Source organism: Mesorhizobium sp. BR1-1-6, from assembly GCF_020165355.1.
GTDB lineage: Bacteria > Pseudomonadota > Alphaproteobacteria > Rhizobiales > Rhizobiaceae > Mesorhizobium.
Window position 1 is genome coordinate 269282 of record NZ_JAIUHZ010000002.1, and the last position, 23722, is coordinate 293003.

Here is a 23722-nt window from a genome sequence, read left to right on the forward strand (position 1 = left end):
ATAACGGTGCCGTGGCGGTCAGGTCATTTGGCCGCGACGCAAGTCTCCGGGTTCACGGATTAACCGATGCCAAGGTTGTCGATCAGTTTGTTGGGTGCGTTGATGGGCATTTCGCTCGTCACAGCCGCTGCTGGACAATCGGATGCAAAAGTGACGCCCACCACCCGGACCGAGCGGTGTGCCAATCTCAGCCACCAATTCGATGAAGCCCTCGAAACCCATGCCACGGCAACGCAGGTCACCGCGGCAAAGGCACTTCAGAGAAAGGGCAACCGGTACTGCGCCGCCAAGAAACAGGCACAGGGTATCCGGATGCTCGCCAACGCTTTGAAGTTGCTGGGGGTGACACCGAACGACCCGGTTCAGTGACACTCGAAACCCGACCCGCATGAAAAGGAAATGAAGCCATGAAAAAGTCCATCCTCTCCGCCACCGGTCTCGCCGTTGCTCTCGCCTTCGCCATGCCGGCTCTCGGCAACGCCGCTGCCACCACGACCGCCGCTCCGGCTGCTTCCTCGACGACCACCGCTCCGGCGACCACGACCGCCAAGCCTCCGGTGAAGAAGGTCGTTGCCAAGAAGCACAAGAAGGCGAAGAAGACTGTCAAGAAGACCGACAAGAAGGTCGCTCCGAAGGCTTAATCCAGGTCGGGCACACTGCCTGCCTTATGACAAGGCCGCTCCAGTCGCGTTTTGCTGGAGCGGCCTTCTTCCTGTCCGAAAAAGCCGAAGGCCGTGTATCGGCAGTGAAGCGAACGGACAGGTCCGAACGATGTGGCCGAAGCCGGCGCCGGCGGCTTTGTCTCGATCGGCCTTAACCCGATTCAAGGCCGGCGCCGTAGGACAATCCGCATGAAGAGGCGGCTTTCGTCCATTCTGCGCTCGATCGTGTTCGGCAGCCTGGTCGCCACCGGCGCCGCCCGGCTTATGATCCTGTTCACCGCCAGTCCCGTGCCGGATCCGGCCAGCGGCCGCACCGAGCCGTCACTGTTCGCGCCTGTGATTTCCACCGACTGGGATTACATCACGCCCGCGCAGACCTGGCTGCTCATCGCACTTGCCAGCGTGACGCTGATCTGCGTCGTCGCCTGGCCGGTCGCATCCTGGATGGAACGCCGGTCGGATGCTGCCGGAAACTTGCCCTCCCGGAGCGGCTTCGGCCGCCAGGGCCGTTGAACCGCGGGCCGCACTTCCCACATAGCTCTGTGATTGGACGCTCGCTTTCGCCCGTGCGAAAATAGGGGCGTAGCCGAGGCTCGCGCAATTGCCGGTTCCCATGCCTGAAATCACGACAAAACCCCGTACGCAGACCCTACCCAAGACCGAGCGGCCGAAGCTCTACAAGGTCATCCTGCTCAATGACGATTTCACGCCGCGTGAATTCGTGGTGACGGTGCTGAAGGGCGAGTTCAAGCTCAGCGAAGACCAGGCGCATCGGGTGATGATCACGGCGCATCGGCGCGGCGTCTGCGTCGTCGCCGTCTTCACCAAGGACGTCGCCGAGACAAAGGCGACACGGGCCACCGACGCCGGCAAGGCCAAGGGCTATCCGCTGATGTTCACGACGGAGCCGGAAGAGTAGAGCAGGTTTCTTCCCTTCTCCCACAAGGGGAGGAGGGAAAATGCTCCTATCGTCCTTCGCGGTACCACATCGAACCCATCGCCAGCAGCAGCAGGCCGAGGCCGAGAAAGCCGCCGAACAGCGGAACGCGCGAGACCGCCTTGAGCACGCTGTCGTCGGTGGTGCGCAGGCCGATCCAGTCGGCGCCGGACGCTTCTCCCGAGGACCGTACGGGGACGATCGAGGGCAAGGTCACGTCGCCGCCTCCAAGGGTCGATCCCGCAAGCCTGCGAACGCTGCCGCCGGTGGCTTCGGCGGGAGCCTTCAGCCGGTCCTGCGTGGAAACGACGTCGGCGAATTCGGGTGCGTTGACCGGCCCGACATGGGCGAGCGCGGTAAGGTCGCCATTGCCGACCTGGTAAAGGCCGATCTCGGAGGTCTGGGCGCTGCCCAGGAAGACACCGGGTTCGGATTTCTCGAGCTTGACGGTAATGGTCTTGCCGGAGGGCGTAATGATCTGGGCCGGGCCGGGGTCGTCGGCCATGGTCTGGCGGCGGATTTCCAGCACCATGCCGCGCCCGTCGGCGGTCAGCCGTTCCTCCTCGAGCTCTGGCTCCTTCATCAGCCAGTGGGCGATGCGGCGGTAGAGCTGGACATGCGGCCCGCCGCCTTCGAAGCCGCGCGCCCACAGCCAGCCCTGGTCGGACAGAAGCATGCCGACGCGGCCTTCTCCCTTGCGGTCGAGCAGGAGCAGCGGCCGGTTGTCGGCCCCCTTCATCACCACCTCGCCTTCGGGATTCTGCACGCCTATGGTGCGGAACCAGCGGCTCCAGTGCGGCGGCTCGCTGGCAGAACCGTCGAGACCGCGCGTCACCGGATGGCGCTGGCCGATGTCGGTGAGGCGTGGGTAGAACGCCTTGTCGACGACCTCGCCGGTCGGCATCGCCGGCAGCGCCGACATCAGCGGCGTGCGCGCGATCGAGCTTTCACCGGCATATTCGGGTCCGGCCGCAATCAGCAGCGCGCCGCCTTTTTCGACATATTCGGAGATGTAGTCGTAATAGAGGATCGGCAGCACGTCGCGGTGCTGGTAGCGGTCGAAGATGATCAGGTCGAAATCCTTGATCTTCTCGACGAACAGTTCCCGCGTCGGGAAGGCGATCAGCGACAATTCGTTGATCGGCGTGCCGTCCTGCTTCTCCGGTGGCCGCAGGATGGTGAAATGGACGAGATCGACCGAGGCGTCGGATTTCAACAGATTGCGCCAGGTGCGCTCGCCCGCATGCGGCTCGCCAGAGACGAGCAGCACGCGCAGGTTCTCGCGAATGCCGTCGACCAGCGCGATGGCGCGGTTGTTGGTGTCGGTGAGCTCGCCCGGCTCGCGATCGATGGCGAGTTCGATGATGTTGCGCCCAGCGCCGGGAATGGTCACGTGCAGCGGCATGGCCTGGCCGACGGTGGCATGCTCGACAGCGACCTGCTCGCCATTGACCGAAACGCGCACATCGACCGGCCCGGTTTCGTTGCTGGTTGAAATGACGCGATAGGTCATATCGAGCGGCTTGCCGACGAGGGCGAAGCGGGGCGCGTTCTCGAAACGTATGCGGCGATCCTTCTCGTGGTCGTTGCCGGTGATCAAGGCGTGCAGCGGGGCATTGAAATCAGGCGCGCCGGCGGGTGCGTCATGCACTTCGCCATCGGTTATCATGACGGCGCCGCCGATGCGCGAGGGCGGCACGTCGCGGAAGGCGTTTTCGAGCGCGCCGAACAGCCGCGTTTCCGTGCGTTCCTCGGCGGCTTCCGACTTGCCGGCCTCGACGACGCGGACGTCGAACTGCTTGAAGCGGCCGAGGCGCTGCTCAAGCCCGGCCAGCGCCTCGTCGGTCTGTTTGGTCCGTTCACCGATGTCCTGGCTCTGGCTCCGGTCGACGATCAGGGCAACCACGCTTTGCTGCGGCTCGCGCTCCTCGTTGAGGAACACCGGATTGAAGAGAGCGGCGGCGAGCGCCAGCAATGCGACGAGGCGCAGGACCGCGCCGCGCTGGCGAAACCACAGGCCGACGGCCGCGAGCAGGGCCAGCGGCACCAGCACCAGGGCCAGCAGCGGCCAGGAGATCAGCGGTTCGAAGGAGATCGACCAGTTCACGTCTTACCCTCCCCCTTGCAGGGAGGGCCGATCCGCGGGGCGGGCGCAAGAAGGAGCGTCATCTTACTGGCCCAACCGTTCAAGCAATATGGGCACGTGCACCTGGTCGGATTTGTAGTTGCCGGTCAGCATGTACATCATGATGTTGACCCCGGCGCGCAGCGCATAGATGCGCTGCATCGGATCGTTGGGCACGGTCGGCAGCAGCGGGTCGCCATTCTCGTCGACGGCCCAGGCGCCAGCAAAATCATTGGCGGTGATCATGATCGGCGAGACGCCGTCACCGGTACGCACCGGCCGGTTTTCGGCATTGCTGGCGTCGAGCGATGCCTCGACCCAGAGCGGGCTGCCGGCGAAGCGGCCAGGGAATTCGGGCAGGATGAAGAAGGATTTGGTCAGAACATGATCCGACGGCACCGGCTCCAGCGGCGGCACGTTGAGGTTGCCGAGGATGTCGCGCAGCCGCTCGGTGGCGGGGCTGGTCGAGTCGGCGCCGATGCCGTTGGCGAACTGGTCGCGCGTGTCGAACAGCACGGTGCCGCCCTGCTGCATATAGGCATCGATACGGGCAATCGCGGCCTGGCTGGGCATGGCTGCGGCCGGATCGATCGGCCAATAGATGAGGGGAAAGAACGAAAGCTCGTCCTTGGAGATGTCGACGCCGGCCGGCGCGCCCGGCTCGAGCGCGGTCTTCTCGATGAGGAAGCGGGTCAGGCCCTCGAGCCCGGCGCGACTGATCGAATCGTCGCCGGGCACGCCGGTCAGCACATAGGCGATCCGGGTCTTGGAGATGTCCTCTATCGCGGCGGTGTCGCCAGGCTTGGCATCGTCGGCGCGCGCGGGGCCGACATGGCCGAACAGCGCGCCGAGCCCGATCAGAATGGCCGCCATGGTGGTTACGGCCGCAGCGCGGCGCGGCCTGCGCGTCAACAGGCCGCCCATCCAGAACACCGCCAGCGTATCGAGCACCATCAGCGCCAGCGCAGCGGCCACCAGCGCGCCCTTCAAATTACGCGATTCGTCAAAGGCATACTGAATTGTGGTGACCGGGACAGTGATTTGCGGGCGCGCCAGCGGCGCAAGCGTGCTTGTCGCATCGAGCAGATTGTGGGCGAAAACGCCGGCCTCCGAGCCATAGAGGCCGGGCGGGTTCTCGAAGGTCACCGGCAGAGCGCCGGCGCCCGGCACCAGCGGGCGCGCATCCGGCGTCGGCGGCACCAGCATTCCGTCGGCCGCTATCATGCGGTAGGGCGCCAGCGAGGTGGCGGCGGCTTCGGCATTGGCGATGGCGGCCCCCTGGTTGCGCGACAGCTGCACGATGCGGCGCAGCATCTCGACGAAGCTGCCGGAGATCGGCAGGTTCGACCAGGTCGCTTCGGGCGTGACGTGGAACAGCACGAGCGTGCCCTTGCCCTTCTTCAGCCCGGTGACCAGCGGCGTACCGTCGGCAAGCGCTGCCCAGGTGCGCTCGACGATATCGGGCGTCGGTTCGGCCAGCACCTGCCTGGAAACGGTCACCTCGGTCGGCGGCGCCAGATCGGCGAAGGGGCCAGCCTTGGGGAATTCGGTGACCGGCTGCGGCGTGGTCCATGACAATGCGCCGCCGAGCGAGCGTTCGCCGGTGCGCAGACGCACCGGCAGCAGGTCGTCGTCATTGCCGGCGGCGGCCAGCCGCGACCCGGCGAAACGCACCAGGGTGCCGCCCTTTTCAACCCAGTCGACGAGCCTTGGCCTGATCTGTGCGGGAATGGTGCCGATATCGGCCATGACGATCATCGCCGGCTTCTGGTCGAGGATCTGCGGAATGGCGTCGGCCAGGTCGGCGCTGGAAGGTTCGACCAGGTCGGCGAAGGGCTGGAGCGCGCGCCTGATATAGTAGAGCGGCGACAGAAGCGGCTGCGCCTGGTCGGCCTCGGCCTGCGACAGGAGTCCGACGCGGCGGCGCTTGGAGCTTTCGTCCAGCACGCGCACCGCGCCCGCCTGACGCTCGCCATCGAGCGTGATCGAGGCGAAATCGTTGCGCAGCTCGAACGGCACCGCCATGGTGTCGGTGGCGGTGGATTGGCCGGGTGCGAAAGTCAGCGTCGCATCGGCGATGCGGCGGCCCTTGTCGTCGAAGGCGCCAGCGGTGACTTGCGCCGGGGCCGCATCGCCGGGCGCGCGGATGGCGGTGAGGGCAAAACCGTCGACGTCGTTCTCGGCGCCTGTCAGGCCGGTCAGCGACATCCGGTCGGCAACGGCCCACACGACGCGGGCGGCGTTTTTGGACAGGAGCGTGTTGAAGGCGGCCTCGTCGCCCTTCGCCGCCAGTCCGTCGGCCAGCACGGCGACGCTGGCGCCCGGCAGGCGCTCCAGGGCGGCGGCGACGCGGGCGTAGACCGCCGGCCGGTCGGTCGGGATCGGCCGCGGCTTTGCCGCGCGCAGGCGGTCGAGCGCCGCGGCCGCATCGAAGGGGCCGATCTCGGCATTGGGTTTTTCGGCGGTGAAGGCGATGATGACCGGCACGCCGTTCGAACCGGCGTCGGCGATCAGCCGCTCGGCGGTTGCGATGCGCTTGTTCCAGTCGGCGGCGCTTGCCCAGCCATTGTCGACGACCAGCGCCAGGGCCGCGCCCTCGGCCGGCAGTTTCTCGCGCGGATTGAAGACCGGTTCGGCAAGGGCGGCGACGATGAGCGCCGCCATCAGCAGCCTGAGCAGCGTCAGCCACCAGGGGCTCTGCTGCGGGGTTTCCTCGCGCTTCAGCACGCGCGCCAGGATCTTCAGCGGCGGAAACACCTCGGTCTGCGGCCTGGGCGGGGTCAGCCTGAGCAGCCACCAGATCACCGGCAGCGCCAAAAGACCCCACAGCAGCATGGGCGCGCCAAAGGAAAGCGGCAGCCAGCTCATGCGACGGCCTTTCCTGGCTGATCGCCACTAGCGATCATGCCGCCGCGATCGCCAGCGATCGGCCTGGGCTGATCGCCACCGGCGATCATGCCGACGTGGCCAATAGCGGTCAGCCCGGGCTGACCGCCATCCGTCATCGCCATGTGCAGGCGTACCAGGGCGTCGGAAGCCAGTCGATCGGTGTGGTTGACGGTGAAGCTCCAGCCAAGCCGCTTGCACCAACTGGCCAGTTCCTGGCGTCGGGCGCCATAGAGCAGGCGATACTCATCGGCCAGCATCTCGGCGCGGCCGGCGGTCAGCTTCTCCCCGCTTTCCGGGTCGGTGAATTCGGTGCGGCCGGCATAGGGGAATGTCTCCTCGGCCGGGTCGGCGACCTCGATCAGATGCGCGCGCACGCCATGGCGGGCGAGCACGTCGAGCCAAGCCATGGTTTCCTCGACCGGGTCGAGGAAATCACTGGCGATGACGATGTCGCAGAAGCGGCGGATGCCGGAGAGATCGGGTTTGGCCGGCAAGTCGCCGGCATGCATGAGCTGGGCGGCGATGCGCTCGGCGCCGTTGCGGGCGGTGAACGGATCGGTAAGGCCGGGCCAGGCGATGCGCTCACCGCTGCGCGACAGCAGCTCGGCCATGGCCAGCGCCAGCACCAGGCCGCGCGATTGCTTGGAAACGGCGGCACCGGCCGATTTGTAGAGCATGGACGGTGAGGGGTCGGCCCACAGCCACACCGTATGGGCCGCTTCCCATTCGCGGTCGCGCACATAGGTGTGGTCGTCGCGAGCCGAGCGGCGCCAGTCGATGCGCGAGGAATCGCCTTCGACATAGGGCCGGAACTGCCAGAAATTCTCGCCGATGCCGCGCTTGCGGCGGCCATGCCAGCCGGCGATCACGGTGTTGACGATGCGGCGCGCCTCGACCAGCAAGTCGGGCACGAGCGAAGCCCGCAACCGGCCGCGGGCGAGCGCGTCGCGCGTTGCTGCCGGAGCCTGGAGCTCGCCGATGCGCGCCATCAAATCCCTTTCACGAGCTTGGCCACCACATCGCGCACGCTGGTGCCTTCGGCGCGGGCGGCGAAGGTCAGCGCCATGCGGTGCTGGAGCACCGGCTCGGCCAGAGCACGCACATCGTCGACCGACGGCGCCAGCCGCCCATCATAGAGCGCGCGCGCCCTCGTGCACAGCATCAGTGCCTGGCTGGCGCGGGGACCCGGGCCCCAGGCGACATGCCTGTCGGTTTCGGCATTGCCCTGGCCGGGGCGCGCCGAGCGCACCAGGGCCAGGATTGCCTCGACCACGCTTTCAGGCACCGGCATGCGGCGGATCAGCGTCTGAATATCCCTCAGCCGCGCCGGCTGCAGCACATTCTGTGCCTTCGCGTCCTCGACCCCAGTGGTTTCCAAAAGGATGCGGCGCTCGGCCTCGAGTTCGGGATAGAGGATGTCGACCTGCATCAAAAAACGGTCGAGCTGTGCCTCGGGCAGCGGATAGGTGCCTTCCTGTTCCAGCGGGTTTTGCGTCGCGAGCACATGGAAAGGCGAGGGCAGGTCGTGGCGGGCACCGGCAATGGTGACGTGATACTCCTGCATGGCCTGCAGCAGCGCCGACTGGGTGCGCGGCGAGGCGCGGTTGATCTCGTCGGCCATCAGCAATTGCGCGAAGATCGGCCCGGAAATGAAGCGGAAGGAGCGCTTGCCGAATTCGTCCTGCTCCATCACCTCGGAGCCGAGAATGTCCGAGGGCATCAGGTCGGGGGTGAATTGGATGCGGCGCGAATCGAGGCCGAGCACGATGCCCAGCGTCTCGACCAGCTTGGTCTTGGCGAGGCCCGGCACGCCGACCAGCAGCGCGTGGCCGCCGGCCAGAAGCGCCACCAGAGCGCGTTCGACGACACTTTCCTGGCCGAAGATGATGCGACCGACCCCGTCGCGGACCCTGGAAATGTCGGCCAGCGCCTTCTCGGCCTCGGCGATCATGTCTTTTTCGCTGATCGGGCTTTCCTTGACCATCACGCTCATGCAGCATCGATCCTTGTGGTTGGAAATACCAGCTTGACGCAGAATGCCGCGATTCGGCTCCGTCTGGCGCCTGCCTTCAAATTTAAATCACAGAGTTAGGCTGACAAGCGCAACAACAGTGACTATTTCGTGACGATGGCAGAGGGCTCCGAACAAAGACAGCAAAGCCTGGCGGCCGCGACCGAGGCGCGCGGCCTCGAGGCGCTGATCTCGCGTGCGGCCCGCGCCGGCAAGGGGCCGGCCCCGGTGGAGCGCTGGAATCCTGACTTCTGCGGCGATTTGGATATGGAAATCAAGGCTGACGGCACCTGGTTCTATCTCGGCACGCCGATCGGCCGCATGCCGCTGGTACAGCTTTTTTCCTCGGTGCTGCGCAAGGACGCGGACGGCAGGACCTATCTGGTGACGCCGGTGGAAAAGGTCGGCATCCGCGTCGCCGACGCACCCTTCATCGCCGTCGAGATGGATGTCTCGGGCAGCGGCGAGGGCCAGATCATCACGTTCCGCACCAATGTCGGCGACGTCGTCGAGGCCGGACCGGAGCGGCCGCTGCGCTTCGTCGACGAGCACGAGACCGGCGGGCTGAAGCCTTATGTGCTGGTGCGCGGGCGGCTGGAGGCGCTGGTGGCGCGGCCGGTGATGTACGAACTGGTCGAGCATGGCGAGGAGATCGAGATCGGCGGCAGGTTGATGTTTGCCGTTCGTTCGAAAGGCCAGGCCTATCCGATCATGCCGGCCGACAGGCTGAGGCAGCTGAGCGCGTGACGGACAGTTCATGATGGACCAGGTGACGCCGACGCCCTTTTCCATTGCCGATTTGCGCGCGCGCTTTGCCGCGCAGCCGCAGGCGCATGCCGGCGACGACTATGGCGATCATCGCTTCAATCCAGGCCATCCGCGCCTCCACCGGGCGAAACCGCTGCGCGAAGCGGCGGTGCTGATCCCGATCGTCGATCACCAGGACGATGCCACGGTTCTTTTGACCAAGCGGGCCGAGACGCTGCGCAACCATTCCGGGCAGGTGGCCTTTCCCGGCGGGACGATCGATCCGACCGACGCCAGTCCGGAAGCGGCGGCGCTGCGCGAGGCTTTCGAGGAAATCGGCCTTGGCCGGGACCATATCGAGGTCATCGGCCGCATGCCCGATTACGTCGCGGGCAGCGGTTACAGGATCGCGCCGGTGCTGGGCATCGTGCGGCCGCCTTTCCAGTTGACACTCAATGCCGAGGAGGTCGACTTGGCCTTCGAAGTGCCGCTGCGCTTCCTCATGGATCCGGCCAACCACATCAGGGACAGCCGCATTTGGAACGATCTCGAATGGTTCTTCTACGATATGCCCTATGGCGACCGGCGCATCTGGGGCGTCACCGCCGGCATCATCCGCACGCTCTATGAAAGGCTCTATGGGTGAAGGTCTCGATCGCTGACAGGGCCGACTGGCTCGGCGACAAGCATCTGCAGCGCCTGCTTGCCATTCTGGCGAGCGGCGGCGAGGCAGCGCGGGTCGCCGGCGGCGCGGTGCGTAACACGCTGATCGGTCAGCCCGTCGCCGACATCGACATCGCCACCACCTGCCTACCGCAGGAGACAATCCGCCGCGCCGAGGCGGCGAGGTTCAAGACGGTTCCAACCGGCATCGAGCACGGCACGATCACCGTGATTGCCGGCGGCAAGCCTTATGAAATCACCACGCTGCGCGCGGATATCGAGACCGACGGCCGCCGCGCCAAGGTGTCGTTCGGGCGAGACTGGAAGCTTGATGCCGAACGGCGCGACTTCACCATCAATGCGCTCTACGCGGAAGCCGACGGTACGGTCGTCGATCTGGTCGGCGGCGTCGCCGACATAGAGGGGCGCCGGCTGCGCTTCATCGGCGATCCGGAAGCGCGTATCCGCGAGGACTATCTGCGTATCCTGCGCTTTTTCCGCTTCTTCGCCTGGTATGGCGAAGGCCGGCCGGACGCTGAGGGGCTGAAGGCTTGCGCCCGGCTGAAGGGAGGGCTCGTGCAGCTCTCGGCCGAGCGCGTCTGGTCCGAACTCAAGAAGCTGTTGTCGGCGGCCGATCCGTCCCGCGCGCTGTTGTGGATGCGGCAGGCAAGCGTTTTGACCAGCGTGCTGCCGGAAAGCGAGAAATGGGGCATCGACGCGATCCACGGCCTGGCCAGAGCCGAGAAGGATCTGGGCTGGACCGCGGACCCGCTGCTCAGGCTGGAGGCGATCGTGCCGCCGGATGCGGCGCGCATGAAGACGCTGGCCGAGCGGCTGAGACTGTCGACGGCGGAAGCAAACCGTTTGCGCGACTGGGCGCTTACGCCGGGAATCGAGCCGAAAACGACCGAAGGCGAACTGGCCAAGACGCTCTACCGCGGCGACCGGCAGGGGGTCGTCGACCGGCTTCGCCTGTCACTCGCAGCAGCACGGGTGCGCGCGGTGGACCAGACCGATGCGCTCATCGAGGCAGGCGGCTTTTCCCGACTTCTCGCCTTCGCATTGAGATGGGAAAGGCCCGTGTTTCCGCTCAAGGGCGCCGATCTGACGGCGATCGGGGGGATGCCCGGGCCAAAACTCGGCGCGATCCTCAGGAATCTCGAAGTGGAATGGGTCGATGCCGGGTTTGGGCCCGATCGCGACGCGCTGCTCAAGCGCGCCGCGCAGGCCCTGAAGGCCGGATAGAGCATTCGTCAACGCAATCCGGGCGGAAATCGCCGCGATTTCCGGAACTTGCTCCAAATCAGGCCGCGTCGCGGACCTTCTCGATGCGCGAGCGGATCGCTTCGATCATCGTTTCGCGGATGATCGTCTCGCCATGCGTCTCGCGCATATGTTCGACGGCACGGCGCATGACCTCGGCTTCCTCCTCGGCGCGCGTGTGCCATTCACAACCTGGAACGAGCGAGCCGCAGTGGAATTCCTTCATGGGATTTCTCCTTTTCCTCCATGGAGTCCGGTCGACCGTCCTGCAAAAGGCGGCAGGGACTCCGCATCTTCTTGGCACGTTGTCCGACCTTGAGACCGGTTGGACCGCAAGCGGGTGAAACCATAACACAGATGGGGTGGCATTGATTGCCGTCAACGGCAAAAAAGGCGGAGCAGCGCTGCTCCGCCCTCTTACGCCAGCCCTATGGGCAGGTCATCACTTCATGATCTTGACTGCCTCGGCAACCTTATCCTTGCCGCTCATGTCCCATGAAACTCTGACCTTCTCGCCGACCTTCAGGCCAGGATCCTTGAAGGTCCGGGGAAGCGTAAAAGACGATCCATTGTCGAGAACCAGGCTTTTGGCCGCCGTATCAAAGGTCTTGATCGTGCCGGTGGTGTGCTTGACGGCGGCGAATGCCACCGAACCGGAAGCAAGAAGGGCAGCCGCTGCGGCCGAAACAATGATCTTGCGCATTGCGAAGTACTCCTGGAAAGCGCGGGCACCCTTTTGGCAGAGGTGTCCCGCATCGTCCTGGGCCGTCCGGTTGCGTCGAGTCGCGATCCGCTTCGTTCTGACGCAATTCCGAACGGAGCACCGCTCTGCACTCCTGGAATTGCGCAGGCGAACCGCCGGCGCTTCCCGACCCGTCCCGACAAATAGCCCAGTCTTTTCCGAAGCCTATTAGACGAAAAAGAAACTTTGCGACGGCTCCCGCGCCACATTCGATGCCCATTTCGAAGCGAATGGGACATCAATGCGGCTCACGGCGCGCTCACCATCTTTTTACGGCCAGCGGGCCTCCGGCGGCAGGCTGGAGAGGATCGAGGCGACATTGCCGCCGGTTTTCAGGCCGAAAATGGTGCCGCGATCATGAAGCAGGTTGAACTCGACATAACGGCCGCGGCGGATGAGCTGTTCGTCGCGGTCGCCATCGGTCCAGTTCTCGTTGAAATTGCCTCGCACGAGATGGCCATAGACGACGAGAAAAGCGCGCCCGACATCCTGGACGAAGTTGAAGTCGGCATTCCAGCCGCCTTTGTCCTCGCCCGAATGCAGCCAGTCGAAAAAGATGCCGCCGGTGCCGCGCGGCTCGTTGCGATGCGGAAGGAAGAAATACTCGTCGCACCAGGCCTTGAATTTCGCATGGTCGGCGACGCCGGCATTCTTCTCGCAGGCGAACTGCATGGCGCGGTGGAAGGCTGTCGTGTCGGGGTCGTCCTGTGTGCGGCGCCGGTCGAGCACCGGGGTGAGGTCGGCGCCGCCGCCGAACCAATGGCGCGAGGTGACGACCATGCGCGTATTCATGTGCACGGCCGGAACGTTTGGGTTCCAAGGGTGCGCGATCAGCGAAATGCCGGATGCCCAGAAGCGCGGGTCCTCCTCGGCGCCGGGCATCTGCTTCCTGAATTCGGGCGAGAACTCGCCGTAAACCGTCGAGGTGTGGACGCCAACCTTCTCGAAGACTCGGCCGTGCATCATCGACATGGTTCCGCCACCACCCTTGCCGGAATCACGCTCCCACGGCGTCCTTTCGAACCGGCCCGGCGACCACGAAGCGAGCGGGCCCTGGAGATCCTGCTCGATCTGCTCGAAGGCGCCGCAGATGCGTTCTCGCAGCGCCTCGAACCACAGCCGTGCCTTCATCTTCTTTTCTTCGATGTCGGCGGGCAGGCCAACCGGTATTTCAGGTCGTTCCAAGTGCTGTCTCCGGTTTCGGGGCGGCCGGCCCCTACAAATGACTCGTCTTTTGCCGGCGCGATCCCTAATCTCTTAGGGGAAAGGGTCAAGTCTGATCTGATCGGAGCAAGGAGACCTTCGTGCGCACCCCGGCAAGACCGCCGCTGGATGGCCTGAAGAAAAAGCTCGATCAAAGCCGGGCTGAACGTGCGCGCATGCCGCGCGACGGATTTTTGCGCGAAACCTTCGTCCTGCCGCGTTCGGACGCCCGCCTGAAGGCAAAGGAATGGTTCGAGCGCTTCCCCAAGCAGGCCTACTGGACCGAGATCGAAAGCTGGTTCGAACGGCCGGGCGATTTGATCGAATTCACCATAAGGCGCCTGCCGGCGGCGGATTAGAATTCCTCGCCCTGTTTACGGGGACAACCCAATACAGGCGTCGCCCCTTGTATCCGCCTTCACTACGCTCAGGCACCTTCTCTCCGTGAACCGAGAGAAGGAAGAACCAGCCTTCTCGCCCCTGTTCCTTCCCTGGCCAGCCGGTCATCCTTGTTGCGGAGCGGACATTTGTCGATCGACATGCAGCCGCAGCCGATGCAGTCGGTCAGCCCGTCGCGCAATTTCTTCAATTGACCGATCTTGCGGTCGAGCCCGTCGCGCCAGGCGGTCGACAGCAGGCTCCAGTCGTCGCGCGTCGGGGTGCGGCCCTCGGGCAGGGATTGAAGCGCCGTCGCTATCTCGGCCAGCGAAATGCCGACCTCCTGCGCGATTTTGATGATGGCCACGCGCCTCAGCACGTCGCGGCCGTAGCGGCGCTGGTTGCCTGACGTGCGGTGGCTGCGGATCAGGCCGCGAGCTTCGTAGAAATGCAGCGCCGACACCGCGACACCGCTGCGCGCGGCCACTTGGCCAACCGTTAATTCCGCTGCTGGCGCCATCTCGCACTTTTCCGCTTGACCTCAAGTTAAGTTGAGCTTGTAGCGAAGAAGCCATCGACATGCAAACGACAGGAGATGGCGATGTGCGCCTGGGTGAGAATGACGGGCGAGGGCAGTGTCGCGGGCGCCGGCGGGACCGTGGCCGCCGCTTCAGCGGATGGCATTCTGGCCCAGTTGTCGCGTGGCTTCGCCGGCCACCATGGCGGCGGAGAGCGCCACATTGATGCTGCGCGCGCCGGCCTGCATCGGGATCGTCAGCCGCGCGTCCGCCGCCTGATGGACCGGATCCGGCACGCCTGCGGATTCACGGCCGCACAAAAGGATATCGCCAGTGGCGAAGTTGAAGCTGGTGTATGGGGTCGCGGCCTTGGTCGACAGCAGCACCAGCCGGCGCGCGCGGGCCTTGCGCCACTCCTCGAAGGCGTGCCAGTCGACATGCCGGGTCAGGGCAGCCATTTCGAGGTAATCCATGCCGGCGCGCCTGAGCGCTTTATCGGAGAGCGGAAAGCCGGTCGGTTCGATGATGTCGACGCCGATCCCGAGGCAGGCGGCGAAGCGCAGGATTGTGCCGGTGTTGCCGGCGATGTCAGGCTGGTAGAGGGCGATGCGGAGACGGTCGTTCATTTCCGCATCCTTCTATTAAGTGGCAAATCGGCCACAGCGGCTTCGCGGTTTTGGAAATTGCTGGACCTGCGGGTGGCCATTTTCTGCGAAGTCGGGTATACAGCGTACATTGTCAACCCGAACCGAAGGAGGGGTAATTCATGATGACCATGCACATCCAGCACCCTCTCCGTGGGCTTACATGCCCGGTGGCGGTTTCGGTACGACGGTTCTCCTGATCTCTTAGACGCTTCCGCACCGATTTCCGCCGAAACCATTCCCTGGTCTTCGAAGGAATCCTGCGATGTTTTTCAAGCTGCCGAAGGGGCCGATGGCCCCGCCCCAACGCGTCTCGACTGATCAGCCGCCGATCCCGCGGCAGGACGTCGAGCACCCTTTTTATCTCTATTTTCACACGGAGGACGGACCGATGTTCGATCCCTACAGAATACCGGGCTCGAGGAGCCTGCATATCCACCGGCTGCCGACCTGGGCGCTGCTGATCGGCGAAACCTATTCGTCGGCGGTCCACGCCGAGGTTCGCCGGCGTCCGCATCGCGGCATGCTGCCCGATGTCGATTTCTCGCGCGCGGTTCCCGACCCGAGCCGGCCCTCGTTGGTGCGCCGTATCATCCGGGCGATCCGGCCGGGCGCGAAGATTCGCCTTGTCGACACCGCACCGTCAGGATCAACAAAAGAGCCTGTCGGCGAAAAGCCCGCGAACCCCTATATAGCGCGAAGCAGGGCCGACGGTCCGGATGATTCCGGACCGTCGGCCCTCGGCGCCATGCGGTCCGAGGACTTCGTACGTTCACGCGCCGCGTGAGCGGAAACAGATTTCATGAGCATGACCTATGTTGTTGTTTAGCTGGTTTGAAAAAAGGCTCGATCCGTTCCCGGGCGCGGAGCCGGTCGAGCCGCCCAAGACGCTGGTTGCCTTCTGCCTGCATTACACGCGCGGCGCATGGCCCTATATCCTGGTCGATGCGGTGCTGGTGGCGGCAATCGCCATCGCGGAAGTGTGGATGTTCGGCTTCCTCGGCCGCATCGTCGACTGGCTTTCGGCGCAGAACCGCGAAACCTTCCTGCAGACGGAGGGCTGGAAGCTCGCCAGCATGGCCTTTATCGTGCTGTTCGCGCTGCCTGGCACGGTATGGCTGCATTCGCTGCTCAACCAGCAGACGCTGATGGGCAACTATCCCATGCGTATCCGCTGGCAGGTGCATCGCTATCTGCTCAAGCAGTCGATGAGCTTCTACCAGGACGAATTCGCAGGCCGCATCGCCACCAAGCTGATGCAGACGGCACTCGCCGTGCGCGAATGCGTGATCAAGGTGATCGACGTCCTGAACTACGTCATCGTCTATTTCCTCGGCATGCTGCTCATCGTCGGCTCGGCCGACTGGCGGCTGGCCGCACCGCTCGGCGTCTGGATGGTCGGCTACATCCTTCTGCTGCGCTATTTCATTCCTCGGCTGGGCAAGGTCGGCGAGGAACAGGCCAATGCGCGCTCGGTCATGACCGGCCGCGTTGTCGACAGCTACTCCAACATCCAGACGGTCAAGCTGTTCAGCCATGCCCGCCGCGAGGCCTCCTTCGCCAAGGAGGGCATGATGGGCTTCCTCGACACGGTCTACCGGTCGATGCGGCTGGTGACGGTGCTGTTCGGCTCGCTCTACATCCTGAATGCGCTTCTCCTGTTCTCGGTTACCGCCATCTCGTTGTGGCTGTGGCTGGGCCAGGCGGTGACGATCGGCGCGGTCGCCGTGGTCATCGGCCTGGTTCTGCGGATGTGGGGCATGTCGCAGTGGATCATGTGGGAAATGTCGGGCCTGTTCGAGAATATCGGCACGGTGCAGGACGGCATCGCCTCGATTTCGCTGCCGCGCCTTGTCGAGGACAGGCCCGGTGCGAAGGAGATCACGGTCTCCAAAGGCGAGATACGCTTCGAGGACATCCGCTTCCACTATGGCAAGCAGAAGGGCGTCATCGAGAACCTGTCGCTGGTGGTGAAACCGGGCGAGAAGGTCGGCATTGTCGGCCGCTCCGGCGCCGGCAAGTCGACGCTGGTCAACCTTTTGCTGCGATTCTACGACCTCGAAGCCGGCCGTATCCTGATCGACGGCCAGGAGATCGCAGCGGTGAAACAGGATTCACTGCGCGCCCAGATCGGCATGGTCACGCAAGACACCTCGTTGCTGCATCGTTCGGTGCGCGAAAACATCCTCTATGGCCGGCCCGACGCCAGCGACGACATGCTTGTCGAGGCTGCGCGGCGCGCCGAGGCGCTGGACTTCATCGCCGGGCTTTCGGACCATAGCGGCCGCAAGGGATTCGACGCCTATGTCGGCGACCGCGGCGTCAAACTGTCCGGCGGCCAGCGGCAACGCATCGCCATCGCTCGCGTTATGTTGAAGGACGCGCCCATACTTATCCTTGACGAGGCGACGTCGGCGCTGGATTCCGAGGCGGAAGCGGCCATCCAGGAGAACCTCTACAAGCTCATGCAAGGCAAGACTGTCATCGCCATCGCCCACCGGCTGTCGACCATCGCGGCGATGGACAGGCTTGTGGTGATGGACCAGGGACGCGTCATCGAGGAAGGTTCGCACGAGGAATTGGTGGCCAAGGGCGGGCTCTACGCGCAGCTCTGGCAGCGCCAGTCGGGCGGTTTCCTGCTGGATGACGGCCCGATCGGTGCCGCAAGCGACGTTGTTGCCAATGACGTTGGCGCAAAGGGACAAGCCGCTGAATGATGGCCGCCGCCGCATGATGACAGCCGTCTATCGCTGGTTCGAGAACTGGGTCTATCCGTTCAGGGAGCCCACGAATCTTCGGCCGCCGTCCGGCGTCGCCGGTTTTCTCTGGCACTATGTCGGCCAGGCCAAGTTCGCCTTCTTCGCCATGCTGGTCATCGGCGGCATCGCGCCGCTGGTCGAGGCCGGGCTGTTCTACTTTGTCGGGCGGCTGGTCGACATTCTTGACCAGCTTCCCGGCGAACGCAGCTGGCATGCGCTGTGGACGGCCGCCGGGCCGGAACTTGTGTTCATGATCGTCGTGGTGCTGGTCGTCCGCACCATCGTCGTCGGCCTGTCGGCCCTGGTCGACGAGCAGACGATCACGCCTGGCTTCTACAACCTGGTGCGTTGGCAGGCGCACCGGCACGTGTCGCGCCAGTCCTACTCCTTCTTCCAGAACGATTTCGCCGGCCGCATCGCGACAAAAGTCTGGCAGGCTGGGCAAGCGACCGGCGACCTGATGGAAAGCTTCATCGAGGTCGTCTGGTTCATGATCGTCTATACGGTGACGACGCTGGCGCTGGTCGCGGGGCTCGATATCAGGCTCGCAGTGCTGGTGCTGATCTGGATCGCCGCCTTCGCCTGGCTGGCCAGGCTCTATCTGCCGGCAATCCGCAAACATGCCGAGGCGACCGCCGAGGCGGGGTCGATGATCACCGGCCGCATCGTCGATTCCTACTCCAACGTGCAGACGCTGAAACTGTTCTCCGCCGATGGCGACGACCGCTACATCAGGAGCGGCTTCGACATCTATCTCGACGCGTTGCGCCCGTTCACGCGCCGGCTGACCGGCGTGCGCATGGCGCTGACGACGCTGTCGGGCATCATGATCACGGCGATCGGCTGCTTTGCCGTCTATCTCTGGGTCGAGGGCTCGATCACCGTCGGGGCGGTCGCCTTCACGCTGTCGCTGGTGCTGCGGCTCAACATGCTGCTTGGCCGGCTGATGATGCAGCTCAACAGCATCCTGCGCAATCTCGGCGTGCTGGAGAATTCCAAGGCGCTGATCTCGCAGCCGCTCGGTCTGGTCGACGCACCCGACGCCCGGGAACTGGTCGTGGCCGGCGGGCGCATCGAGGTGAAGAATGTCGAGTTCCACTACGGCAAGGGGTTCGGCGTGCTCAACGGCATCGATCTCGTGGTGCGGCCGGGCGAGAAGGTCGGGCTGGTCGGGCCGTCCGGCGCCGGCAAGACCACGCTCGCCAACCTTATCCTGCGGCTGTACGAACTCGAAGGCGGAAAGATCGCCATCGACGGCCAGGATGTCTCGCAGGTGACGCAAAATTCGCTGCGCGCCAATATCGGCGTCGTCAGTCAGGACACAGCGCTTTTCCACCGTTCGCTGCGCGACAATATCAAACTCGGCATGCCCGACGCCACCGACGCGCAAGTGATCGCGGCGGCCAGGAAAGCTGAGGCGCATGATTTCATCCTGACCTTGCGCGACAATCGCGACCGACAGGGCTACGAGGCCTATGTGGGCGAGCGCGGCATCAAACTGTCGGGCGGCCAGCGCCAGCGCGTGGCGATCGCGCGTGTCTTCCTCAAGGATGCACCGATCCTGATATTGGACGAGGCGACCTCGGCACTTGATTCCGACATCGAGGCGGCAATCCAGGAAAACCTGGCGCGGCTGATGGAAGGCAAGACGGTCATAGCCATCGCCCACCGGCTGTCGACGATCGCCGCGCTTGACCGCCTCGTCGTGCTCGACGGCGGCCGCATTGTCGAACAAGGCACGCATGATGAACTGGTGGCGCTCGACGGGCTCTACGCGCGGCTGTGGAAGCGTCAGTCCGGCGGCTTCCTCTATCATGAGGAAGCCGTGCTGGAAGAGACGCGGCCGGCGGAGTAGCGGCATGGGCGCGACGCATGAGACCGACTATCTGCTGAAACGGCTGCGGCCGACGACACCGGCCTTCGATGCGCTGATGGAAGAGAGCCGGCGGGAAGGCTACTGGATGCTGGTGCGGCTTCGCGACGGCTGGACAAGCGGCCGCAACAAGTTCCTGAAACACGGCGAGGCACTGTTCGGAGCATGGCACGGCGGCGAACTCGCCGGCGTGTGCGGGCTGAACATCGATCCCTATTTCGAGGGCAGGAACCATGGCCGGGTCCGGCATCTGTTCGTCGGCGCGCGCCATCGGCGCACCGGCCTTGGCCGCATGCTGGTTGAGACCGTTGTCGACAGGGCACGCCACTATTTCACCGTGCTCAACACCCGTGCGCCGCAGGAAGCCTTCGGCTTCTATGAGCGGCTTGGCTTCGCGCCGGTGGCGGGCGAAGAATTCGTCACGCACCGGATGATCTTCGAGAAGGGAGGTTGAAAATGTCCCTGCGCCCGCCGTCCCGTCTGACCAGCGCCTCGGCCGCCGAAGCCGCCTTCGACGCGCTCGGCCATGAAGTCCTTGCCGAGAAGGCGGCGGCACTCGGCCGCGCCGGACAACGCGTCGAAGAAACGCTGGCCCGACTGCGCAACAATGGCGACGAGCAGTTGCGTCCCCGGCTGCTCAAGGAGGCGGCGGTTGCGGTGCATGGCTACTTCATCCAGCGCGAACTGTGCGGTCTTCGAAAGCACGATGCCGTCATCCGCGAATACAACATCCCGAAGGCCGTGCTGGTCAGGCTTGGCGCGATGTAAGGCTGGCGCTTGCCGCGCCGATCTCCCTGTGGAATCTCGCCAGGCGGGCGGCGAGCGCCTCCGGGTTCTCATCGGCGATGAAGTGCCCGCTGTCGGCAATGATGTCGCCCTCGATATTCGAAAGCCCGGCGGCCCTGAGGCCCTCGACATAGTCGCCGATGTCGCCGGACTCGGCCGAGCCCCTGAGATACAGCACCGGAATCGCTGTAGGCGTCGCGGGCCGTGCAGCATTGGCTTTGGCATCTTCGGGGAAGGCGCGATACCAATCGAAACCGGCCTGGAGGCTTTCAGGCCGGGAATAGGCTCTCGCATAGATTTCCCTGGCCTGCGCCGGGATCGATGTCCGATCCTTCGAAAGCACATTGAAGAAGAAGTCGAAATAGGTGCTTTGGTGGCCGCTCACCAGCGTTTCCGGCAGCGCCGGGACGGCATGGAAGGCAAAGTGCCAGATCCGCGGATTGCGAATGACCTCTTCCCATGGCGCGACACCCGGAACAGCGACATCCATGATCGCCGCGCCGGAAAGGATCTCGGGATGGTCGCGCAGCAGGGCGAACACGATCTGGCCGCCGACATCATGACCGGCCGCCAAGAGGTGCCGCAGCCCGCAGGCCTCGGCAACGCCTCTCATCAGCCTCGCCAGAGTTCTCTTGTCGCCGGCCTCAGGCATGCCTTGCGAGCCGCCGATGCAGGGCAGGTCAGGTGCGACGACACGGTACTCGGCAGCCAGCCGGCCGATCACCCCTTCGAACGCATAGGAGCTTTGCGGCCACCCATGCAGCAGCAGGAATGCAGGCGCTTCAGCCGGGCCTGCCTCGCGGATCGCTATGCTCAGCCCTTCGATTTCGATGTTCGAGGTTTGCATGTCCTGGCCCTGCCGGCTGCCTATGCCATAGATCTAGGCGGCGATCGGAAGACCGACAGGGCTGGATTGTTTGACCCGTTTGCGGACGCAAACCGATTCATACTTTTCCAGGAATCACCTGGGCCTGGATCATTCCAGCCACTGGGTAATGAAAGTGCCGTTCTCGTGGATGTCGGTCGTTTCCAGCGGGCCGGGGCCGAGATTGGTGAATTTGTGCGGCGTGCCGGGCGGCACGATGACGATCTGGCCGGCGGAGGCCTCGATCTCCTCATCGCCGACCGTGAACAGGCCGATGCCCTGGCGGATGATGAAGATCTCGGCGTAGGGATGGGAATGCAGGCGCGGTCCGCCGCCGGTCTCCGGCAGGTAGTTGAAGATCAGGCAGGAGTTGGAACCGTAGGGGGCACATTGCAACTCGCCCTTCCAGCGGTCGGGGCGAACAGCCCATTCCTCGCGGTCTATGACCTGCGCCATGGGGGCAGGATAGACCCCCCGGAGCCAGGTGTCGAGGCGAAGCTGGCCCCCGGATTCGCTACTGTTTCCCAGCTGTTTGGCGGTGTTTCACGGTCATCCGCCGCCTTGTCGCGCGGTGCCGGATTTCGTCCCCGCGACAATCTGCCCTTGTGCCTTCACCCGTCTGGACAAAAACGGGCTTCACGCATAAACCGAAGTCCAAATGCCGGAGGAATTCGCTAGCCTGTTCGCCATGCGCTGTCGGGTTGGCGTGAATGAGCGGGGAACAAGGCTCGCCCACCGGCACGGAAGAGGCGAAAGGATCAGGCACCCGTGAGCGCAACCGACACCCAGGATCCCAACCGTCGAGATTTTCTCTACGTCGCCACCGGCATGGCCGCCGTGGTCGGCGCGGGCGCCGTCGCGTGGCCGTTCATCGACCAGATGCGCCCCGATGCCTCGACGCTGGCGCTCGCCTCGGTCGAGGTCGACGTCTCCTCGCTGACGCCGGGCATGTCGCTGATCGTCAAGTGGCGCGGCAAGCCGGTCGTGGTGCGCAACCGCACCGAAAAGGAGATGAAGGACGGCGAGGCCGTCAATCTCGCCGATCTCAAGGATCCGATCGCCCGCAACGCCAACCTGCCGGCCGACGCGCCGGCGACCGACGCCAACCGCACCACGCCCGGCAAGGAAGCCTGGATGGTGATGGTTCAGGTCTGCACGCATCTGGGCTGCATTCCGCTCGGCCAGGAAGGCGATTTCGGCGGCTGGTTCTGCCCGTGCCACGGTTCGCAATACGATACCGCCGGCCGCATCCGCAAAGGCCCGGCGCCCGAGAACATGGCTGTGCCGGTATTCAAGTTCATTTCCGATACCAAGATCCTTATCGGTTGAGGCAGGGGATATTTCGATGAGCGAGGGACACTCGACCTATACGCCCAAGACCGGTATCGAGCGCTGGTTCGATGCGCGCATGCCTCTGCCGCGGCTGATCTATGACAGCTTCGTGGCCTATCCGGTGCCGCGCAACCTCAACTATGCCTGGACCTTCGGCGGCATCCTGTCGATCATGCTGGTGGCGCAGATCCTGACCGGCATCGTGCTGGCCATGCACTACACGTCCGACACCAATCTGGCTTTCGATTCGGTCGAAAAGATCATGCGCGACGTGAATTCCGGCTGGCTGCTGCGCTACATGCATGCCAACGGCGCGTCGTTCTTCTTCGTCGCGGTCTACATCCATATCTTCCGCGGCCTCTATTACGGCTCCTACAAGGCGCCGCGCGAGCTGCTGTGGATCCTCGGCTGCATCATCTACCTCCTGATGATGGCGACCGGCTTCATGGGCTACGTGCTGCCGTGGGGCCAGATGAGTTTCTGGGGCGCCACCGTCATCACCGGCTTCTTCAGCGCCATTCCACTGGTCGGCGACTGGATCCAGCAGCTTTTGCTCGGCGGTTTCGCGGTCGACAATCCGACCCTCAATCGCTTCTTCGCGCTGCATTACCTGCTGCCGTTCATGATCGCCGGCGTGGTCGTGCTGCACATCTGGGCGCTGCATGTCGTGGGCCAGTCGAACCCGACCGGCATCGAGGTGAAGTCGAAGACCGACACCGTCGCCTTCACCCCTTACGCGACCATCAAGGACGCGTTCGGCATGATCGTGTTCCTGTTCTTCTTCGCCTATTTCGTCTTCTACCTGCCGAACTATCTCGGCCACCCCGACAACTACACGGTCGCCAACCCGCTGAAGACGCCGGCCCACATCGTTCCGGAATGGTACTTCCTGCCGTTCTACGCGATCCTGCGCGCCATTACCTTCAACATCGGGCCGATCAACTCCAAGCTCGGCGGCGTGCTGTGCATGTTCGGCGCCATCGCCATGCTGTTCCTGGTGCCGTGGCTCGACACCTCCAAGGTGCGCTCGGCGGTCTACCGGCCCTGGTACAAGCTGTTCTTCTGGCTGTTCGTGGCCGATGCCATCCTGCTTGGCTGGCTGGGCTCGCAGCCGGCGGAAGGCAGCTACGTGTTCATGGCGCAGATGGCGACGCTGTTCTACTTCGCCTTCTTCCTGATCATCATGCCGGTGCTCGGCCTGATCGAGACGCCACGCAGGCTGCCGAACTCGATCACCGAGGCGGTGCTCGAGAAGAACAAGGGCGGCAGCGGGCATCCGGCGGGCGCCACGGCCGCACCTGAGACCAAGGGCTGAGCGGTAGAGA

26 protein-coding genes are annotated in these 23722 nt (G+C 64.6%); 15 read left to right on the forward strand and 11 right to left on the reverse strand.

Annotation, left to right across the window (positions count from 1 at the left end):
* The first annotated feature begins 66 nt into the window (after positions 1-66).
* The 4 genes from LB545_RS06505 to clpS all read left to right on the forward strand — a co-directional run bounded on the left by LB545_RS06505 (position 67) and on the right by clpS (position 1581).
* Positions 67-369, forward strand: coding sequence for a hypothetical protein (locus LB545_RS06505; RefSeq protein ID WP_140556114.1), 303 nt, complete (start codon positions 67-69; stop codon positions 367-369).
* 38 nt (positions 370-407) lie between these two features.
* On the forward strand, positions 408-641 hold the full coding sequence (locus tag LB545_RS06510) for a hypothetical protein (RefSeq protein WP_140496055.1): 234 nt from the start codon (positions 408-410) through the stop codon (positions 639-641).
* A 210-nt stretch (positions 642-851) separates the two neighbouring features.
* Entirely contained in the window at positions 852-1175 is a 324-nt protein-coding gene (locus LB545_RS06515; RefSeq protein ID WP_140496054.1) for a hypothetical protein, read from the forward strand.
* 100 nt (positions 1176-1275) lie between these two features.
* The gene (gene clpS, locus LB545_RS06520) at positions 1276-1581 is read left to right on the forward strand and encodes an ATP-dependent Clp protease adapter ClpS (protein WP_140496053.1); all 306 of its coding nucleotides are present in this window, start codon (positions 1276-1278) and stop codon (positions 1579-1581) included.
* 46 nt (positions 1582-1627) lie between these two features.
* Here clpS and LB545_RS06525 read toward each other — a convergent pair whose 3' ends face one another.
* The 4 genes from LB545_RS06525 to LB545_RS06540 form a co-directional block, all read right to left on the reverse strand.
* A complete protein-coding gene (locus tag LB545_RS06525) occupies positions 1628-3706 on the reverse strand; it encodes a hypothetical protein (RefSeq protein ID WP_140496052.1) in 2079 nt (692 codons plus the stop codon).
* Between the two features lie 63 nt (positions 3707-3769).
* Positions 3770-6592: a DUF4159 domain-containing protein gene (locus LB545_RS06530; RefSeq protein ID WP_224704673.1), complete on the reverse strand. Its 2823-nt coding sequence runs from the start codon at positions 6590-6592 to the stop codon at positions 3770-3772.
* Complete coding sequence (locus LB545_RS06535) at positions 6589-7602, reverse strand: DUF58 domain-containing protein (protein WP_224704675.1); 1014 nt, start codon at positions 7600-7602, stop codon at positions 6589-6591. Before LB545_RS06535 ends, LB545_RS06530 begins: the two co-directional genes overlap by 4 nt.
* Positions 7602-8606 carry an AAA family ATPase gene (locus tag LB545_RS06540; protein WP_140496049.1) on the reverse strand — a complete coding sequence of 335 codons (1005 nt, stop codon included), beginning with the start codon at positions 8604-8606 and terminating at the stop codon, positions 7602-7604. Before LB545_RS06540 ends, LB545_RS06535 begins: the two co-directional genes overlap by 1 nt.
* Positions 8607-8741: 135 nt before the next feature.
* Between LB545_RS06540 and LB545_RS06545 the strand changes: the two genes are divergently transcribed.
* From LB545_RS06545 to LB545_RS06555, 3 genes are read left to right on the forward strand one after another with little or no spacing between them, the layout of a single operon-like run.
* Positions 8742-9371 carry a DUF1285 domain-containing protein gene (locus LB545_RS06545; protein ID WP_140517010.1) on the forward strand — a complete coding sequence of 210 codons (630 nt, stop codon included), beginning with the start codon at positions 8742-8744 and terminating at the stop codon, positions 9369-9371.
* 13 nt (positions 9372-9384) lie between these two features.
* On the forward strand, positions 9385-10017 hold the full coding sequence (locus LB545_RS06550) for a CoA pyrophosphatase (RefSeq protein WP_140524963.1): 633 nt from the start codon (positions 9385-9387) through the stop codon (positions 10015-10017).
* Positions 10014-11279: a CCA tRNA nucleotidyltransferase gene (locus LB545_RS06555; RefSeq protein ID WP_140657069.1), complete on the forward strand. Its 1266-nt coding sequence runs from the start codon at positions 10014-10016 to the stop codon at positions 11277-11279. The genes LB545_RS06550 and LB545_RS06555 overlap by 4 nt, the downstream gene beginning before the upstream one ends.
* A gap of 58 nt (positions 11280-11337) precedes the next feature.
* Here the strand turns inward: LB545_RS06555 and LB545_RS06560 are convergent, their stop codons facing one another.
* The 3 genes from LB545_RS06560 to hemF all read right to left on the reverse strand — a co-directional run bounded on the left by LB545_RS06560 (position 11338) and on the right by hemF (position 13224).
* Complete coding sequence (locus LB545_RS06560) at positions 11338-11523, reverse strand: DUF1059 domain-containing protein (RefSeq protein WP_140496047.1); 186 nt, start codon at positions 11521-11523, stop codon at positions 11338-11340.
* Between the two features lie 216 nt (positions 11524-11739).
* On the reverse strand, positions 11740-12000 hold the full coding sequence (locus LB545_RS06565) for a DUF1344 domain-containing protein (RefSeq protein ID WP_140516926.1): 261 nt from the start codon (positions 11998-12000) through the stop codon (positions 11740-11742).
* Between the two features lie 309 nt (positions 12001-12309).
* The gene (gene hemF / locus LB545_RS06570) at positions 12310-13224 is read right to left on the reverse strand and encodes an oxygen-dependent coproporphyrinogen oxidase (RefSeq protein ID WP_140496045.1); all 915 of its coding nucleotides are present in this window, start codon (positions 13222-13224) and stop codon (positions 12310-12312) included.
* A gap of 119 nt (positions 13225-13343) precedes the next feature.
* On the opposite strand from hemF, the gene LB545_RS06575 reads away from it, so the two are divergent.
* Positions 13344-13601, forward strand: a complete 258-nt coding sequence (locus LB545_RS06575) for a hypothetical protein (RefSeq protein ID WP_140496044.1) — start codon at positions 13344-13346, stop codon at positions 13599-13601.
* 68 nt (positions 13602-13669) lie between these two features.
* On the opposite strand, the gene soxR is transcribed toward LB545_RS06575, so the two are convergent.
* Both soxR and LB545_RS06585 read right to left on the reverse strand, forming a co-directional pair.
* Entirely contained in the window at positions 13670-14140 is a 471-nt protein-coding gene (soxR, locus tag LB545_RS06580; RefSeq protein ID WP_140496043.1) for a redox-sensitive transcriptional activator SoxR, read from the reverse strand.
* Positions 14141-14290: 150 nt separating this feature from the next.
* Positions 14291-14764 (reverse strand): tRNA (cytidine(34)-2'-O)-methyltransferase, encoded by a 474-nt coding sequence (locus tag LB545_RS06585; RefSeq protein WP_224704677.1) that lies wholly within the window; start codon positions 14762-14764, stop codon positions 14291-14293.
* A 283-nt stretch (positions 14765-15047) separates the two neighbouring features.
* Between LB545_RS06585 and LB545_RS06590 the strand changes: the two genes are divergently transcribed.
* The 5 genes from LB545_RS06590 to LB545_RS06610 are packed head-to-tail and all read left to right on the forward strand — an operon-like array spanning position 15048 to position 20182.
* Positions 15048-15569 (forward strand): hypothetical protein, encoded by a 522-nt coding sequence (locus tag LB545_RS06590; RefSeq protein ID WP_181167235.1) that lies wholly within the window; start codon positions 15048-15050, stop codon positions 15567-15569.
* Between the two features lie 28 nt (positions 15570-15597).
* Entirely contained in the window at positions 15598-17499 is a 1902-nt protein-coding gene (locus tag LB545_RS06595) for an ABC transporter ATP-binding protein (RefSeq protein ID WP_140624170.1), read from the forward strand.
* A 13-nt stretch (positions 17500-17512) separates the two neighbouring features.
* Positions 17513-19396, forward strand: coding sequence for an ABC transporter ATP-binding protein (locus LB545_RS06600; protein WP_224704679.1), 1884 nt, complete (start codon positions 17513-17515; stop codon positions 19394-19396).
* 4 nt (positions 19397-19400) lie between these two features.
* A complete protein-coding gene (locus LB545_RS06605) occupies positions 19401-19868 on the forward strand; it encodes a GNAT family N-acetyltransferase (RefSeq protein ID WP_224704680.1) in 468 nt (155 codons plus the stop codon).
* 2 nt (positions 19869-19870) lie between these two features.
* Positions 19871-20182 (forward strand): DUF6665 family protein, encoded by a 312-nt coding sequence (locus LB545_RS06610; RefSeq protein WP_140496039.1) that lies wholly within the window; start codon positions 19871-19873, stop codon positions 20180-20182.
* Here the strand turns inward: LB545_RS06610 and LB545_RS06615 are convergent.
* Both LB545_RS06615 and LB545_RS06620 read right to left on the reverse strand, forming a co-directional pair.
* On the reverse strand, positions 20163-21047 hold the full coding sequence (locus LB545_RS06615; protein ID WP_224704681.1) for an alpha/beta fold hydrolase: 885 nt from the start codon (positions 21045-21047) through the stop codon (positions 20163-20165). The two genes, LB545_RS06610 and LB545_RS06615, sit on opposite strands and share 20 nt — an antisense overlap.
* Positions 21048-21176: 129 nt before the next feature.
* Positions 21177-21521 carry a cupin domain-containing protein gene (locus LB545_RS06620; protein ID WP_224704682.1) on the reverse strand — a complete coding sequence of 115 codons (345 nt, stop codon included), beginning with the start codon at positions 21519-21521 and terminating at the stop codon, positions 21177-21179.
* Positions 21522-21833: 312 nt separating this feature from the next.
* On the opposite strand from LB545_RS06620, the gene petA reads away from it, so the two are divergent.
* Both petA and LB545_RS06630 read left to right on the forward strand, forming a co-directional pair.
* Positions 21834-22394, forward strand: coding sequence for a ubiquinol-cytochrome c reductase iron-sulfur subunit (gene petA / locus LB545_RS06625; protein WP_140496036.1), 561 nt, complete (start codon positions 21834-21836; stop codon positions 22392-22394).
* 16 nt (positions 22395-22410) lie between these two features.
* On the forward strand, positions 22411-23712 hold the full coding sequence (locus LB545_RS06630) for a cytochrome b (protein ID WP_140496035.1): 1302 nt from the start codon (positions 22411-22413) through the stop codon (positions 23710-23712).
* The last annotated feature ends 10 nt before the right edge of the window (positions 23713-23722 follow it).